The 14,744-nt window shown below is 65.9% G+C and carries 12 protein-coding genes and 2 pseudogenes; 6 read left to right on the plus strand and 8 right to left on the minus strand.

Annotated features, from left to right (window positions below; all coding sequences use genetic code 11):
- The first annotated feature begins 181 nt into the window (after positions 1-181).
- The 3 genes from DAD99_RS09520 to DAD99_RS09530 all read left to right on the plus strand — a co-directional run bounded on the left by DAD99_RS09520 (position 182) and on the right by DAD99_RS09530 (position 3,004).
- A complete protein-coding gene (locus tag DAD99_RS09520; protein ID WP_193341327.1) occupies positions 182-1,381 on the plus strand; it encodes an NADP-dependent malic enzyme in 1,200 nt (399 codons plus the stop codon).
- Positions 1,382-1,503: 122 nt separating this feature from the next.
- On the plus strand, positions 1,504-2,004 hold the full coding sequence (locus tag DAD99_RS09525) for a DUF456 domain-containing protein (protein ID WP_193341328.1): 501 nt from the start codon (positions 1,504-1,506) through the stop codon (positions 2,002-2,004).
- A 34-nt stretch (positions 2,005-2,038) separates the two neighbouring features.
- The gene (locus DAD99_RS09530; protein WP_193341329.1) at positions 2,039-3,004 is read left to right on the plus strand and encodes a hypothetical protein; all 966 of its coding nucleotides are present in this window, start codon (positions 2,039-2,041) and stop codon (positions 3,002-3,004) included.
- A gap of 3 nt (positions 3,005-3,007) precedes the next feature.
- On the opposite strand, the gene DAD99_RS09535 is transcribed toward DAD99_RS09530, so the two are convergent.
- Complete coding sequence (locus tag DAD99_RS09535; RefSeq protein WP_193341330.1) at positions 3,008-3,661, minus strand: LysE family translocator; 654 nt, start codon at positions 3,659-3,661, stop codon at positions 3,008-3,010.
- Positions 3,662-3,766: 105 nt separating this feature from the next.
- On the opposite strand from DAD99_RS09535, the gene DAD99_RS09540 reads away from it, so the two are divergent.
- Positions 3,767-4,222: an Lrp/AsnC family transcriptional regulator gene (locus DAD99_RS09540; protein WP_185261927.1), complete on the plus strand. Its 456-nt coding sequence runs from the start codon at positions 3,767-3,769 to the stop codon at positions 4,220-4,222.
- Between the two features lie 40 nt (positions 4,223-4,262).
- On the opposite strand, the pseudogene DAD99_RS21665 reads toward DAD99_RS09540, so the two are convergent.
- Positions 4,263-4,481 (minus strand): annotated as a pseudogene (locus tag DAD99_RS21665) (hypothetical protein); the annotation flags it as partial.
- A 214-nt stretch (positions 4,482-4,695) separates the two neighbouring features.
- The gene (locus DAD99_RS09545; RefSeq protein WP_193341331.1) at positions 4,696-5,154 is read right to left on the minus strand and encodes an Lrp/AsnC family transcriptional regulator; all 459 of its coding nucleotides are present in this window, start codon (positions 5,152-5,154) and stop codon (positions 4,696-4,698) included.
- A 325-nt stretch (positions 5,155-5,479) separates the two neighbouring features.
- Between DAD99_RS09545 and gluQRS the strand changes: the two genes are divergently transcribed.
- Both gluQRS and DAD99_RS09555 read left to right on the plus strand, forming a co-directional pair.
- Positions 5,480-6,364 carry a tRNA glutamyl-Q(34) synthetase GluQRS gene (gluQRS, locus tag DAD99_RS09550; protein WP_193341332.1) on the plus strand — a complete coding sequence of 295 codons (885 nt, stop codon included), beginning with the start codon at positions 5,480-5,482 and terminating at the stop codon, positions 6,362-6,364.
- A gap of 43 nt (positions 6,365-6,407) precedes the next feature.
- Positions 6,408-7,079 carry a bifunctional (p)ppGpp synthetase/guanosine-3',5'-bis(diphosphate) 3'-pyrophosphohydrolase gene (locus DAD99_RS09555; RefSeq protein WP_193341333.1) on the plus strand — a complete coding sequence of 224 codons (672 nt, stop codon included), beginning with the start codon at positions 6,408-6,410 and terminating at the stop codon, positions 7,077-7,079.
- A 9-nt stretch (positions 7,080-7,088) separates the two neighbouring features.
- On the opposite strand, the pseudogene DAD99_RS09560 reads toward DAD99_RS09555, so the two are convergent.
- The 5 genes and pseudogenes from DAD99_RS09560 to DAD99_RS09580 all read right to left on the minus strand — a co-directional run bounded on the left by DAD99_RS09560 (position 7,089) and on the right by DAD99_RS09580 (position 14,739).
- Positions 7,089-8,327 (minus strand): annotated as a pseudogene (locus DAD99_RS09560) (low temperature requirement protein A).
- 125 nt (positions 8,328-8,452) lie between these two features.
- Positions 8,453-10,054: an HNH endonuclease signature motif containing protein gene (locus DAD99_RS09565; protein ID WP_193341334.1), complete on the minus strand. Its 1,602-nt coding sequence runs from the start codon at positions 10,052-10,054 to the stop codon at positions 8,453-8,455.
- 163 nt (positions 10,055-10,217) lie between these two features.
- Positions 10,218-11,534, minus strand: a complete 1,317-nt coding sequence (locus tag DAD99_RS09570) for an ATP-binding protein (RefSeq protein ID WP_193341335.1) — start codon at positions 11,532-11,534, stop codon at positions 10,218-10,220.
- A gap of 152 nt (positions 11,535-11,686) precedes the next feature.
- Entirely contained in the window at positions 11,687-13,258 is a 1,572-nt protein-coding gene (locus DAD99_RS09575) for an amino acid permease (protein ID WP_227007842.1), read from the minus strand.
- A gap of 44 nt (positions 13,259-13,302) precedes the next feature.
- Positions 13,303-14,739, minus strand: a complete 1,437-nt coding sequence (locus DAD99_RS09580) for an aspartate ammonia-lyase (RefSeq protein WP_193341336.1) — start codon at positions 14,737-14,739, stop codon at positions 13,303-13,305.
- Positions 14,740-14,744 lie beyond the last annotated feature (5 nt).

Below are 14,744 nucleotides of genomic sequence, written 5' to 3' on the forward strand. Positions count from 1 at the left end.
GGGGCGTGAGCGCTGTTTAGTATTGCAGGACCGGAGTGGCTGGCAACCCGCATCTGCAAGGGCTTCACACCGGGCCCGCCACCATTGGGTCCACGAAGCGCCGAACATGACCACCTTGAGCCTCCCTGCGCTTGAGCCCTTCCGCGCCGTGCGCCCACGGCTAGCACCAGGAGACAACGACGTGTCCATTGACGTAATCGCACCTACAGACAATTCCGCTGCAACTGCCCTCACCGAGGCCGAGATCTTCGAGGCCCACCAGGGCGGCAAACTCTCGGTGACCAGCACGGTCCCGCTGTCCAACAAGCGCGACCTGTCTATCGCCTACACCCCCGGTGTGGCCGAGGTCAGCCGAGCCATCCACAACAACCCGGAACTCGCCAAGACCCTCACTTGGGCGCAGCGCCTGGTGGTTGTGGTCAGCGACGGCACCGCGGTGCTGGGCCTGGGCAACATCGGCGCCGCCGCCTCACTGCCCGTGATGGAAGGCAAGTCCGCCCTGTTCAAGACCTTCGGCGAGCTGGATTCCATTCCCCTGGTCCTGAACACCACGGACGTTGACGAGATCGTGGAAACCCTGGTCCGTCTGCGCCCCAGCTTCGGCGCGGTCAACCTCGAGGACATCTCGGCCCCGCGATGCTTCGAACTCGAAGAAAAGCTCATCGAAGCCCTGGACTGCCCGGTCATGCACGATGACCAGCACGGCACCGCCGTAGTGGCCCTCGCCGCCCTGACAAACGCCGCCAAGGTCACCGGCCGCGAACTCGCAGACCTCCGCGTAGTGGTTTCCGGCGCCGGAGCCGCCGGCATCGCCGTCGCCGAAATCCTGCTCGCTGCCGGCATCACGGATGTTGTCCTGCTCGATTCCAAGGGCGTCATCAACCGGGAGCGGGCCGACATCGCCGCCGAGCCGCAGAGCAAGAAGTCCCAGATGGCAGAGCGCAGCAACCCCCGCAGTGTCACGGGCGGCCCCCGCGAAGCGCTGCTCGGTGCTGATGTGTTCATCGGGGTTTCCTCCTCGAAGCTGGACGAGGCGCACCTTAAGCTGATGAACGCCGATTCCATCGTGTTCGCCCTCTCCAACCCGGACCCCGAAGTCCTGCCCGAGGTGGCCGCCAAGTACGCTGCCGTGGTGGCCACCGGCCGTAGCGACTTCCCCAACCAGATCAACAACGTCCTGGCCTTCCCCGGAATCTTCCGCGGTGCGCTGGACGCCGGTGCCCGCCGGATCACGCCCGCCATGAAGCTTGCCGCAGCCCGCGCCATTGCCGAGCTCGCGGAAGCTGACCTCTCGGTGGACTACATCGTGCCCAGCCCGCTGGATCCGCGCGTTGCCCCGGCAGTGACGGCGGCCGTCGCCGCTGCCGTGAAAGCCGAGTAACCATCGCAGTATCACGCTGACACAACGCCCGACGGCGGTGCCTCCCGCGCAAGGGGGACGCGCCGCCGCCGTCGGGCCTTAAGCGGCGAAGCTGACCGCCGTGCCGCCCTAAACTGGGGCTCATGAACTCCGAAACCGTGGTGAGCATCCTGTGCGGCCTGGCGATCCTGGTCGGGGTGGCGGGCACCATCATCCCCGTCCTGCCCGGCAGCTTCCTGATCGGGCTCAGCCTGCTGGCGTGGGCCATCTGGGGCGGCGCCGGGACCACGGGCTGGGTGGTCTTCGCGGTGGGAATGGTGTTTGTGCTGGCTGGCATGGCAGCCAGCGCCGTACTGACCGGACGGAAGCTCAGACAGCACAGCATCCCAAACCGCAGCGTGGCAGTCGGCCTGGCCGCGGGTGTGGCCGGCATGTTCATCATCCCGGTGGTGGGGCTCTTTGTGGGCTTCGCCGCCGGCCTGCTGCTCAGTGAATTCCTCCGCACCCGGAACCTCGGCACGGCAACGTCCACCAGCTGGGCCGCCCTCAAAGCGACCGGGCTGGGCATGCTGGTGGAGTTCGGGCTGGCGTGCCTTGCGGCCAGCACCTGGGTGATCGGGCTCTGGGTCGCCGCGGCCACATAGCTCGGGCACATAGTCTGCCACGTAGCATGGAGAGATGACCGCGGGGGATACCAGAGGACCGATCTACCGGGACACCCGTGACCTGACGCCCTTCGGGAATGTTCACATGCAGACCCCCGTCCGGGACCTCGCCGGCAGCGTGGGCGGGCTGATCCACGGAGTGCTGGGCGGCCGGGACGCCGCGCTGATCGCCGTGGACGGCGAGGTCCCCAGACTCAAGCTGATGCCCGGAAAAGCGGCCAAGGCCGTGCACGATGCCATCTTCAGCAGTAAGGAACCGGAGCGGCTCATCGCCGTGGGCCGCGCCTATCCGGGCTGGGCCGGACTATGCTCCGTGATGGCCGGCCTCCTGGCGTACCAGCACGGCGGCTACCTGCGCGCGTCCGAACTCCTCCAGCGGGGCCTGTCGATCAGGAACGACGACGACGCCAACCAGTATGCGGCCACCTACCTCACGCGGGTGGTCACCCGGGTGGAAGTTGCCGAGCGCATCGAGGTCCCCGTGCTGTTCAGCCAGGAATCGGTCTTCCTGGCCCTGTCGCACTCCCTGCGGGAGACGGGGCAGCTGGAAGCGGCGCTGCAGACGGTGGCCGGGCTGCCGCCGTCGTTGCCTACAGCGCTGGCGCGCTGCGCGCTGGCGTTCGCGCTGGGACGCGACAAGGAAGTGGTGATCTGGACCGAGGGGCTGCTGAACTCCGACGACCTCTCGGCGGCCCTGCTGTTGCTCCGCGGGCGCGCGTTGCGGCGGCTCGGCGCCCACGCACAAGCGCACGACGCCCTGAAGGAGGTCCTTCGCCGCCGGAAAACGGACGCGGTGCTCCGCAACGACGCCCTCACCGACCGCGCCCTGCTGGTGCTGGACAACGGCCGCAAGTCACTCAATCCGCGGGACTGGCTCCGCGGCCGGCCAGCAGCGCTGGAGACGTTCGAAGTCATCCGCAAGGACGTTGACGAGCGCCGGTTGTGGGAGCAGGAATGGGACAACCTGGACGGGAAATAGGCGTTACGCCTGAGCGGTGAGCCCGGCAACCAGCGGAACCAGCTGCTCTGAGAGGAGCACGACCCCCAGCGCAACCATGATGATACCGCTGGCAAGAGTGACTGTCCGCGCGGCACCGGGCCGGGACTGCAGGAGTTTGCGGGCCAACAGTGCCACAAAGGTGTAGACGGTTCCGGCCAGCAGGACAAAGGTCAGGCCCAGCAGGCCGGACTGGACAGGGACCGGGAGGGAGGCCTCCGGGCTGACGAACTGCGGCACCAGCGCCACATAGAACAGCAGCCCCTTGGGGTTGATGCCACTGGTGCCCATGCCCTGAAGGAAAGTGCGGAGCTGGTTGGCGGGCTTCCCGGCGGCGTCTGCTGCACTGAAGGAGGCACCTCGCCAGGAGCGAAGGGTGCTGATGCCCAGCCACAGCAGGTAGCACGCGCCGGCCACCGTAAGCCAGCCCAGAACGCCCGGCAGGCCGGACAGCAGGGCCGCGAGACCTGCCACCATCAGCAGCGTATGCAGGACGTAGCCGCCGCAAAGTCCGGCTACGGCCGGGATAAAGCTGCGCTGCCGCAGACCGGCCGTGATGGAGTACGCCCAGTCCACGCCGGGGGTACAGGCGAGGGCGACCGCCACCAGTATGAAGGCGAAAAACAACTGGGGATTCATGGCGGGCTCCTGTCCGATTTAGGTACAGGACAAACCTATGAAGTTTTCGGCCATAAGTGCTTACCCTTTTCGCTCGACTCGAGCCTGAATTGGTAAGATATTTGCGTGATTGACCATATAGATAGGAATATTTTGCGCCACCTCAAGGAGGATGGCCGAATGACTGCCACGGCACTGGCCGCGAAGGTCGGGCTCACGGTGGCGCCGTGCCACCGGAGGCTCCGGGACCTCGAGACGTCGGGGGTGATCCGCGGCTACAAAGCGGACATCGACCCCGCCGCCGTCGGGCTGGGTTTCGAGGCCATTGTGTTTGTCACTTTGCGCCAGGTGGACCGCTCCACCATGGAGATCTTTGAGAACCGCGTGGCGGAGAATCCGAACATCGTGGAGGCGCAGCGGCTGTTCGGCTCCCCGGACTACCTGCTGAAGGTCATCGCCGAGGACCTGCCCGGCTACCAGCGCTTCTACGACGCAGAGCTCACGTCACTGCCCGGGGTTGAGCGACTGACATCCACGCTGGTGATGAAGAACCTGAAGTCCAACGCAGGTCCGCCGGTGTAGCGCGCGTGCTCATCGCGCCGGCCGTCCCACGCCATCCCGCCTACGCCGCCGGACTGACATGGACAATGATCACTTGGGTGTCCTTGGTGCCGTCGTAGCGGAGGTCGTAGTTCACTTCCAGCCCCGTGGAGGTGCCGGAGGTTATGGAAAAGTCGCTCTTTCGTTCCGGGTCCCGCTCGGCACCGGCGATCCAGCGTTCTGCGGAGTCGGCGTCGACCCCGTACCCCTCCCCGCCGTCCCGGATGAGCTCAAAATACTCGTGCTGAGCTGCTGGCTGAGCAGGCTTAGCCCGTTGGCGCCGCCTGCAAGTTCTTTGGCGAGCTGCCGCAACTGGGCCACGTCGCGGCCGTAAAAGTTCCCCGCCATGTCTCTCCCTGAATGGATTCCCGTGCCAGCCTAGCTGCGATGCGTCCTCGCGGGCGATGGGGAGAGCTCCCCGTGCGGGGTTGAATGCGGGCTCGGAATGACGGAATTCAGTCCTGCAGCAGCCCGGTGGTCCGGTACGGGATGACTTCGCGCAGGAACATGCTGGTGGAGGTGCGGACGATTCCGGGGCAGAGCCGGATCTCCTCGGACACGCGGTAGAGGTCGTCCGGGCTGGTGGCCACTACGCGGATCAGCAGGTCGGTGTCGCCGGCAGGCGCATGGCATTCCAGGACTTCGGGGATTTTGCGGAGCGCGGCGATCGCTTCGTTGAGGTGGCTCTGATCCAGTTCGGCGCTGACGGCCGCCGCCACACCCCGGCCCAAGGCGGAGGGGAGTACGCGGCTGCTGTTGGGACGAAGGGCACCCGACGCCGTCATCCGCTCCAGGCGCGACTGGACGGTCCCGCGCGCCAGGCCCAGCCGCTGGGCCAGCACCATGATGGGGACGCGTGGGTCCTCGTCCAGGGCGTGGAGGATGCGTTTGTCCGTGGCGTCCAATTGCTGCAAACTGATCAGTTCCTGTCGTGGTTTGCGGATATTATTGGTCAGACTGACCAACAAAATGCATCCCCATTGTGCCAACTGTATGTCGTCTGCTCAAATTGTGGCAACAAGGGCTAAGGCTACCGCCGACTCCCGCAGGCTACAGGAATACCGGCACACCCCCCGGCAACTGGACACCGCCTCCCGCAAGGAGGACGCCGCTGATTGACACTTGTTCACACCACGGTCATTCTGCACATACGGCAAGAGCCCCTGAGCCACCGACGTCGGATCCCCGAAGTCATCGGTAGCTGAGGGGCTCTTGTGCTGTCCGGACTAGGGTTGACACATGACCCCAGCCGGCCGCTTTGCCCCCAGCCCGTCCGGTGAACTCCACGTGGGGAACCTCCGCACCGCGATGCTCGCCTGGTTGTTTGCCCGGTCCACTGGCCGCGACTTCCTGCTGCGCGTCGAGGACCTTGACCGGGCGCGGGCGGGCGCGGAGGCAGTGCAGCTCCGCGATCTGGAGGCCGTGGGCGTGACGTGGGACGGCGCCGTCGTGCGCCAGGCGGACCGGGCTGCCATCTACGCCGAGGCGATCGGTCGGCTGACTGCTGCAGGACTCACCTATGAATGCTTCTGCACGCGCCGTGAAATCCAGGAGGCGCCGTCAGCGCCGCACGCGCCGCAGGGCGCCTATCCGGGCACCTGCCGTGACCTCGATCCTGCCGAGCTGGACTTCAAGCGGTCCACGCGGCCGGCCGCCATCCGGCTTCGCGCCGGAACAACGGAGTACTCCGTGCAGGATCTGCTGCATGGGGAGTTCACTGGCGTGGTGGATGATTTTGTCCTCCGCCGCAACGACGGTGTTACCGCCTACAACCTGGCTGTCGTGGTGGACGACGCCGCGCAGGGTATCGACCAGGTGGTGCGGGGCGATGACCTGCTGCCGTCCACGCCCAGGCAGGCGTATCTAGCAATGCTGTTGAATATTCCTATTCCGGAATATGCGCACGTGCCCTTGGTGGTGAATTCCGACGGCGCCCGGCTGGCCAAGCGCGACGGCGCCGTGACGTTGGGCGACCTCGCCCGCGCGGGCGTTTCCGCCGCTGACGTGCGGAAGCTCATCCTGCAGTCCCTGGGGCTTGCGGGCGGGACGCTGGAGCAAGCCCTCGCAACGTTCAGGCCGTCAGGGCTGCCGCGGGAACCGTGGGTCTGGAGCGGCCCCCAGTAGGCCCGCGGACAGACACTCGCAGCCCGGCGCGTAGGCTTAAGCCATGTCGGAACCCGAATTCACTGAAGCCAAACTCCCTCAACCGGGATTCACTGTCGAGACCGCGAAGGTCCTGGCCGAGGTGGCCCACAACCGGCAGAAGGACAAGCTCAAGCGCCCTTACCGTGACCATGTGATAGCGGTAGGGGACGCCCTGGCAGATTTCGACGACGATATCCGGATCGCCGGTTACCTTCATGACATTGCCGAGGACACTCCCATCACGCGGCAAGCGCTGCTGGACATGGGCGTTTCCGAGCGGGCAGCGGACATCATCGAGCGGGTCACCAACCGGCTGCATGATAATCCCGATGATTACCAGGCCGGAATGCACTTCATCGCCGAGGACCACGACGCGGCCCTGGTGAAGATCGCGGACAACGCCCACAATTCCCTGCCCGAACGCGTCAGGGCTCTCGCCGCGAAGTGGCCGGACAAGCCGCCGGTCACCAAGTACCGGGATGCCCGTCCGGTGCTGTATGCCGCCGTCGACGTCGAGGAAGTCCGGAAGATACTTGCACGGGTTAATCCCTGGCTGCTGAAGGAGCTGGACGACAGGCTCGACGACGAAGACGACACGGATTACGAGAACCTGACGTACGACGACGCTCCGGCCGCGGAGCCGGCCTCGGTGGTCGAGCCTCGAGACCTTGGAAACGGCCCACAGCCGGCCTGACGGAGCTTCTTAGGCTCCTGCTTTCATCTGCTCCAGGGCTGCGTTCATTCCTTCGGTACCGCGCTTCTCATCAATGACAATCGACGCGCCCAGTGCCAGCACAACCACCAGCAGGCAGACCGGAACCGAGCCCCCGGCGGCGGCAAGTCCCACGCCGCCCGCCAGCGCGACCACGACGCCGGCCGCCACGGCAAGGACGGTCCGGTCCACGCAGATCATGACGCTGAAGAGCCAGGTCAAAGAGAGTTTGAACAACGCTACAGGTACCGCGATGCAGGCCACGGCCACGGCGGCGCTGATGTGGGCCTCATGGCCGACATAGTAGGCCGCCATATGCAACCCGGCGCCAGTTGCCGCGATGGCAGCGAAGATGAGCATGTGCGCGTAGCCGAAGAAGAATGAGCGGTGGCGCTGGAGATGTAAGGCTGGGCCGGCAGGCAGGATGAAATAGATTCACCACATGCTGAACGCTAGTGTCGTTCCGCCGAATCCCACCAGCGCCGCGTCCACGCTCCGGCCATGGTTCCACAATCGCACGGAGGGTTTCGATCGCCCCGATCAGGCATTCGCCAAGGGCAATGATGGCGAGTAGCCCGTAGCGCTCGGCGATGTGGTGCGCGTGCCACGGCGTCCGCATGCCGCGCTCCGCGGCGTAGGGTGTGGCCATTTCCAGGATGAACAGCGGCGCAGCCACGAGGAACGTGGTCAGGATATCCGCCTCAATGACGAGCACGGCGATCCAGCCGACTGAACCACGCCAAGGTACGTGGCGTACCGCAGGCAGGTCTGCCGCCGTGCTGGATCCTGCCGTGCCGCGCGCAGCCACTGGAAGACCAGGGCCAGGCGCATGATCACGTAGCCGCCCACCATCACGGCGTTGTCCACGTGGTCGCCCTCCACGAGCGAGTGGAACATCGGCTCAATGCCCATGGCCAGAATCAGGACCCCGAGAAGCTGGACCATCGTGACCACGCGGAACACCCAGTCGTCGGTGTCATAGGCGCTGGCAAACCACGTGAAGTTGATCCAGGCCCAGATCACGGCGAACATCGCGAAGGAGAATCCCAGCAGTCCGGCGCCGAAGTGGGCTTCGGCGATTTCGTGTGCGAACTGGCTCCCGGCCACACCGAAGGCAATGACAAACGTCAGGTCGAAGAACAGCTCCAGCGGTGTGGCCGCTCGATGCTTCTCATGCGGATCCCGGCCACCCATGCGGGCCATGGCATGCCTGAGGGGGTTTGTGGACATGGGACAAAGAGTACCGCCAGGGCCAAGGCCAGCTGCAGAGCAGTGACGGCTGTGTGACACGGTGCCGCCCGAGAGGGACTAACTACGTTGTCAAAAAGCTGCCTAACCGACGCTCCATGACGGGGTCAAGGTGCGGCGCCGTTGCGGAGCGGCTGCGCAGTAAACCAGAGAAAGTCAGCTACGGACAAGGAAGGCTGCGGCTCTTCAAGGACTGACCACAGCTCGGCCCACCCCGGCGACGGGTTTGCAGGGTGCTGGCATCCGGGCAGAGTGCTTGAGGACAGCGCGTGTGAGGGCAGGATGCCTTTGGGCAAGGCGTCCTCGGACGGCGGACAATCAGGTTCTTGGTGACCTGGCACTTCAAGCATCCCGGATGGCCAGGCTGGTGGTTCCCAGTCGGGGTGTTCGCTGGTGTAGTGGCGTCCGGTGGGTGATGTCCAGCCGGGTGGTTCGTTCTTGGTGGCCGGGGTGGGGGTCCATCCGGTGATGTGTCTGAGTCTGTGGTGTTTGTGGCAGGGCTGGCTGAGGTTTGAGATGCCGGTGGTGCCGCCGTGGGCCCAGGCGAGGAGGTGGTCTGCTTCGTTGTCGAGGGAGTGGTTGCTGCAGCCGGGGAACGGGCATTTGCCGTCGCGCAGTCGGAGCCATTGGCGTTGGGCTTTGGTGACCCGGTAGCTGCTCCGCCCGATTTCCAGTGGTGCACCGTCGCGGGGGTCGGTGAGGACGCGGTGGAAGGAGTCCGCACCGTCGGCGACGAGCTGCCGGGCCATCGACGGCGGGATCGGCCCGTATCCGTTGAGCATGGCGGGTTCATCGGTGAGGCCCAGCAGCGAGAAGACGGGGACCGTGATGAGGACCTGTGCCCGCGGCGAGGGAACACCACCATTCCCCTCCACCGCCCCAGCCGAATCGCCGATTCGGTCAAGGAGCCAGGTGGCAACGGTGTCGGCGCGGAGCTGGGTGAGGGTCCGGGATTCGTCCGGTCCTTGGAGGGCCCTCGCGGCGGCTGTGGTGCGGTCCCAGATCCCGGCTGCCTGGTCGGCGGGGAGGTAGGCCGAAAGCCAGGCCATGCCGTCCCGGTCCGGGGCGTACTCCACCCGCCGATCCTGGAGACCGCGTGCGTGGCGTTTTTCGATGCTGACCGGGTGATGGCGTTCCCGCCAGGTCCGGGCTTTGTGCCGGAACCGGCCCGGGATCAGTTCCCCGGCCGGGCCACGTGCCGGATTCACGACCTCGGGGTCCAGGAAATGCGCCTCCAGCGCCTGCGCCCCGGCGGGATCCAGGTTCATGGTTTCCTCGACCATGATCCTCGCGTGCTGCCACAAAATCGTCCCCGCCTGCAACGCCGAGAACGTCAGCGGCAGGTCCGTCGTCAGGACGTGGGCTTCGCCGAGCAGCGCACCGGCACTGCGTTCACTGACCGTCATGGCGCAGGCGACCTCGGCAACCACTGCCATCTCCTGACCCCTATGGTCCTGCGGCGACTCAGCAGGGCCCGCCAGAGCCACGGCAGCGGCGCTGTAACCGGCAGCCAACCAGACCTTCAGGGCGGCACTTTTCGCGTCCAGCCGCGAAATCGCGGCCAGCCCGTCCAGGAAATCATCCGCCGCCCGCCGCAGCGGATCAGCCCCGGAACCCTCGCGGTCTGCCCCGCCGCGGAGCCGTGCAGCAAGCTCAGCGAAAGAAACCGAAAGGGCCTCCGCCGTCACCACAGCTCCTCTGCTATCCATACTCAAATCATCCCGTGGGGGTCTGACAAAAAGCATGAGGGTGAACGCCTATGTGCATATCTTTCCTGCCTTCACGGGCGTCGCGGCAGGCCAGGGCCCCAAGTGTACGTTCGCGCCAACGGCCAGGGCCCCAAGTGTACGTTCGCGCCGTGGGCGCGGAGGTTTAGACCCGCCCCAACGCGTCGATGTCCTCAAGGAACAGTTCGTGGACTTCCTGGCTCACAGTGGTCCGGGTATCGCCGATCGCGTCGAGGTAGTCCTGGGTGCAGGGCCCCTTTCGGACCGCCTCGCGGACTGAAACGTTGCCGCCCGAAGCCGCGCCGCCGTCGTCGTACACGGCCTTTTCCAGCGCACGCTGGGAGGCGCTGCGTGCGGCATACTCAATGTCCGCGGGGGAGAAGCCCTCGGTCCGTTCCACCAGGAGCTCCACGTCCACATCGTCCACCACGGTGGCCGGGATGAAGCGCTGCCACATGGCTTCGCGGGCCTGGCGGTCCGGGAGGCCGATGGGGATGACATAGTCGAACCGGCCGTGCCGCAGGAAGGCGGTGTCCAGTGCGCGGATGAAATTGGTGGCGCACACCAGCAGGCGGCCGGGCTGTTCGCGGAACGCCGGGATGATCTTCAGGAGCTCGTTCGTGACGCCCTGCAGGGGAGACGGCGGTTCACCGGAACGCTGGGACGCGATCTCTTCCACCTCGTCGATGAACACCACACAGTGTTCCAGCTCCGCGATCTCTAGGAACGTTTCGCGCAGGGCCCCGGCGAGGCCCTTGGGATCGGAGGCCAGCCGGGACGGGAAAACCTCCACGAACGGCCACTCGAGCCGGGACGCGATGGCCTTCGCAAACGTGGTTTTACCGGTCCCGGGAGGACCAAACAGCACCACGGCGCGCGGCGGCACCACGCCGTATTCATCGGCGAGGTCGGCCTCCGCGAGGGGCAGGACCAGTCGGCGCTCCAGGAGCTCCTTTTCCTTCCGCATGCCGGCCACGTTCTCCCACAGGTCCCGGGCCAGGATCCGGCCGCCCAGCTGGCCCAGCGCCCCCAGTTCCTGCCGCTGGACGGGGATGGTCCGCTCGAAGTAGCGCAGGTTCTTCTTGAGCGCGAATCCGCGGCTGAGGAACGCCTCCACACGGGTTTCCGCTTCCGGCATCAGCGCGGAGAGTTTGTTAAGGCCGTGCGGGGCCATCCGGTTTTCGACGGCGGCGAGCAGCGAGGTGCCGATCCCGCGCCCGCGGTATTCCGGCAGTGTAGCCAGGAAGACGATCCAGCCCTGGTCATGCGCGGCGCGGCCGACGGCGGCGCCCACAACCTGATCACCCTGCACCGCAACCACCGCGTGGTCCTTCTCGCAGGATGCCAGCACCTCGGAGAGGGCATAGACGGGTTCCACATTTGAGTCCTTGAGCGACTCCCAGAGGTGCAGGATCCCGTCCAGGTCTGCTGAATGGAAATCCCTGATGCGCCAGTTGGTCATGCCATGTCTCCCGGGTGGTTCGTCGTTGAGCCAGATTGAGCCAAGATAAGGTTGTCTGCTCGAGCATATGCGAACCACCGCGGCCAGGGGTTGCGGGGACGTTGCGTTACGCCCCCGCAACCCGCACCCCGCCCCGCGGACCCTGCGGGACCTCAGTCCCGGTCTGCCGGGGCGCCCGGTGACGGACGGTTGGCCACCAGCGGGAACGGGCCGGTGTAGCCGTCGCGGATGGCGGCGATCTCCAGGACGCGCTCCCGGCACAGGCGCCAGCCGAGCATCAGGGCAGGGATGACAATTACCAGGGAAGCGATGGTCCAGGTGCCGACGGGGGAGTCGAAGGCCATCAGGATCAGGACCGCCAGCAGGAATGCGAGCGTGACCCAGCCGGTGACCGGGGAACCGGGCATCCGGAAGGCCGGGCGGAGCAGTTCGCCGCGGGCTGCCAGCTGGGCCAGCCTCATCTGGCAGAGCACAATCATGGCCCAGCTGCTGATGATGCCGAGCGAGGCGATGTTCAGCACGATCTCGAACGCTTCGGCCGGAACCAGCGCGTTGAGGATCACGCCCAGGACGGCCACGGCGGCAGTCATGGCGATGCCGCCGTAAGGGACGCCGGCTTTGTTCATGAGACCGGCGAACTTCGGAGCGGAGCCTGACAAGGACATGGAGCGCATGATGCGGCCGGTGGAGTAGAGGCCGGCGTTGAGCGAGGACAAGGCTGCGGTGAGGACCACAAGGTTCATGATGGCGTCCACGCCCTCCACACCGATGGAGCCGAAGAAGGTGACAAACGGACTTTCGCCGGCCTTGTAGGACGTGAAGGGCAGCAGGAGGGACAGCAGGATCAGGGATCCGACGTAGAACACCGCGATGCGGACGATGACCGTGTTGATGGCCTTTGGCATGATCTTTTCCGGGTTTTCGGTTTCGCCGGCGGCGGTGCCAATGAGCTCGATCGAGGCGTAGGCGAACACCACGCCCTGCATCACCACGACCGCGGGCAGCAGGCCGTTGGGGAACATGCCGCCGTTGTCGGCGATCAGGGTAAAACCGACCTCCTGGCCGTCCACCGGGGTGCCGAAGATAACGAAGTAGATGCCCACAACCAGGAAGGTCACCAGTGCCACCACCTTGATGAGCGCAAACCAGAACTCCATCTCACCGAAGACCTTGACGGAAACCAGGTTCAGGCCGAGGACCAGGACCAGGGCACCCAAAGCCCAGGTCCACTGCGGCACCTCCGCGATCGGCGCCCAGTACTTCTTGAAGAAGTTCATGTAGAGCGCGACGGCGGTAATGTCCACGATTGCCGTCATCGCCCAGTTGAGCCAGTAGAGCCAGCCGGTGACGAACGCGGCCTTCTCTCCGAAAAACTCCCGGGCGTAGGACACGAAGGAGCCGGAGGACGGGCGGTGCATCACGAGTTCCCCGAGCGCACGCAGGATCAGGAAGGCGAAGAAGCCGCAGACGGCGTAGCTGAGGATGAGGGCCGGTCCGGCGGCGGCCAGCCGCCCTCCGGCACCCATAAAGAGCCCGGTGCCGATAGCACCGCCGATTGCGATCATCTGGACCTGGCGGGGTTTCAGTCCTTTGTGGTAGCCCGCGTCCTCGATATGGAGTGCGGCCTCGGAGGCCCTGGCGTGCGCCGGAATGGTGTGGTCGCTGATGGCCGCTGGCTGGCTGCCGGCAGGTTTTTGGGCAGACGTTTGCTGGGACGGTGTCATGGGGGTCCTTTGGGTTCCTGGAGAGCGCGGGGGTGAAGCAGGGGTTACTTGCTGAGGTTGGCCAGGCGTTGCGGGCTGAGGAGGTCCGTGAGCTGCTCGGCGGTGAGCAGCCCGTGTTCCAATACGAGCTCGGCAACGCCCTTGCCGGTGGCGAGTGCCTCCCGGGCGATTGCGGTGGCCGTGGCGTAGCCAAGGTGGGGGTTAAGCGCGGTGACCAGGCCGATTGACTGTTCCACGGTGAGCCGCAGGTGCTCGGTGTTTGCGGTGATGCCCCGGACGCAGCGTGCCGTGAGGGTGCGGCAGGCTGCCTCCAGGTGGGAGATGCTCTTGTGGAGGCTGTGGACAATGATGGGTTCGAACGCGTTGAGCTGGAGCTGCCCGGCTTCGGCGGCCATAGTGATGGTGACGTCGTTGCCGATGACTTCGTAGGCCACCTGGCTGACCACTTCCGGGATCACCGGGTTGATCTTGCCGGGCATGATGGATGAGCCGGACTGGACGGCCGGCAGGTTGATCTCGCCGAAGCCGGCGCGCGGGCCGGAGGAGAGCAGGCGGAGGTCGTTGCAGATCTTCGAGAGTTTCACGGCCACGCGCTTGAGCACGCCGGACAGGTGCACAAAGGCGCCCACATCCTGGGTAGCTTCGATGAGGTCGACGGCGGTGACCAGAGGGAGCCCGGTGACCTCGGCCAGGTGCCTGCAGGCGGCCTCGGTGTAACCGGCAGGGGCGTTCAGTCCGGTGCCGATTGCTGTGGCGCCGAGGTTGATTTCGTGGATGAGCAGTTCCGCCTCGGCCAGGCGCAGCCGATCCTCGCCGATGGTGATGGCATAGGTGCCGAACTCCTGGCCCAGCGTCATGGGGACGGCGTCCTGCAGTTGCGTGCGGCCCATCTTCACCACGGTACGGAATTCGAGTGCCTTGGCGGCGAAAGCCTCTTCGAGTTCGGCCAGTGCGTCCAGCAGTTCCCGGCCGGCGAAGATGGTGCCCAGTTTCACGGCGGTGGGGTAGACGTCGTTGGTGGACTGGCTGAGGTTTACATGGTCGTTGGGGTGCAGGCGGGCGTAGTCGCCTTTGGGGTGGCCGAGGATTTCGAGGGCGCGGTTCGCGATGACCTCGTTCGTGTTCATGTTCGACGACGTCCCGGCGCAGCCCTGGATGACGTCCACCACAAACTGGTCGCTGAGCCGGCCGTTCATCACGTCAGCGCACGCCTGCTCGATCGCCTGGCCGCGTTCGGCGTCCAGCAGTCCCAGTTCGCGGTTGGTGCGGGCGGCGGCAAGCTTCACGGCGGCGAGTCCCCGCACCAGGTGCATGTTGGAGGACAGCGGTTGTCCGGTGATGGGGAAGTTTTCCACGGCGCGGAGTGTGTGGACGCCCCAGTACGCGTCGAACGGTACGTCCCGGTCACCTAGGAGGTCGTGTTCGGACCGGCTTTCCGGGACGGTGCCCACGGTGCTTAGGCTGGTGGTCAGGTTGGTCATGGAGG

It is taken from the genome of Pseudarthrobacter sp. AB1, from assembly GCF_014926485.1.
GTDB lineage: Bacteria > Actinomycetota > Actinomycetes > Actinomycetales > Micrococcaceae > Arthrobacter.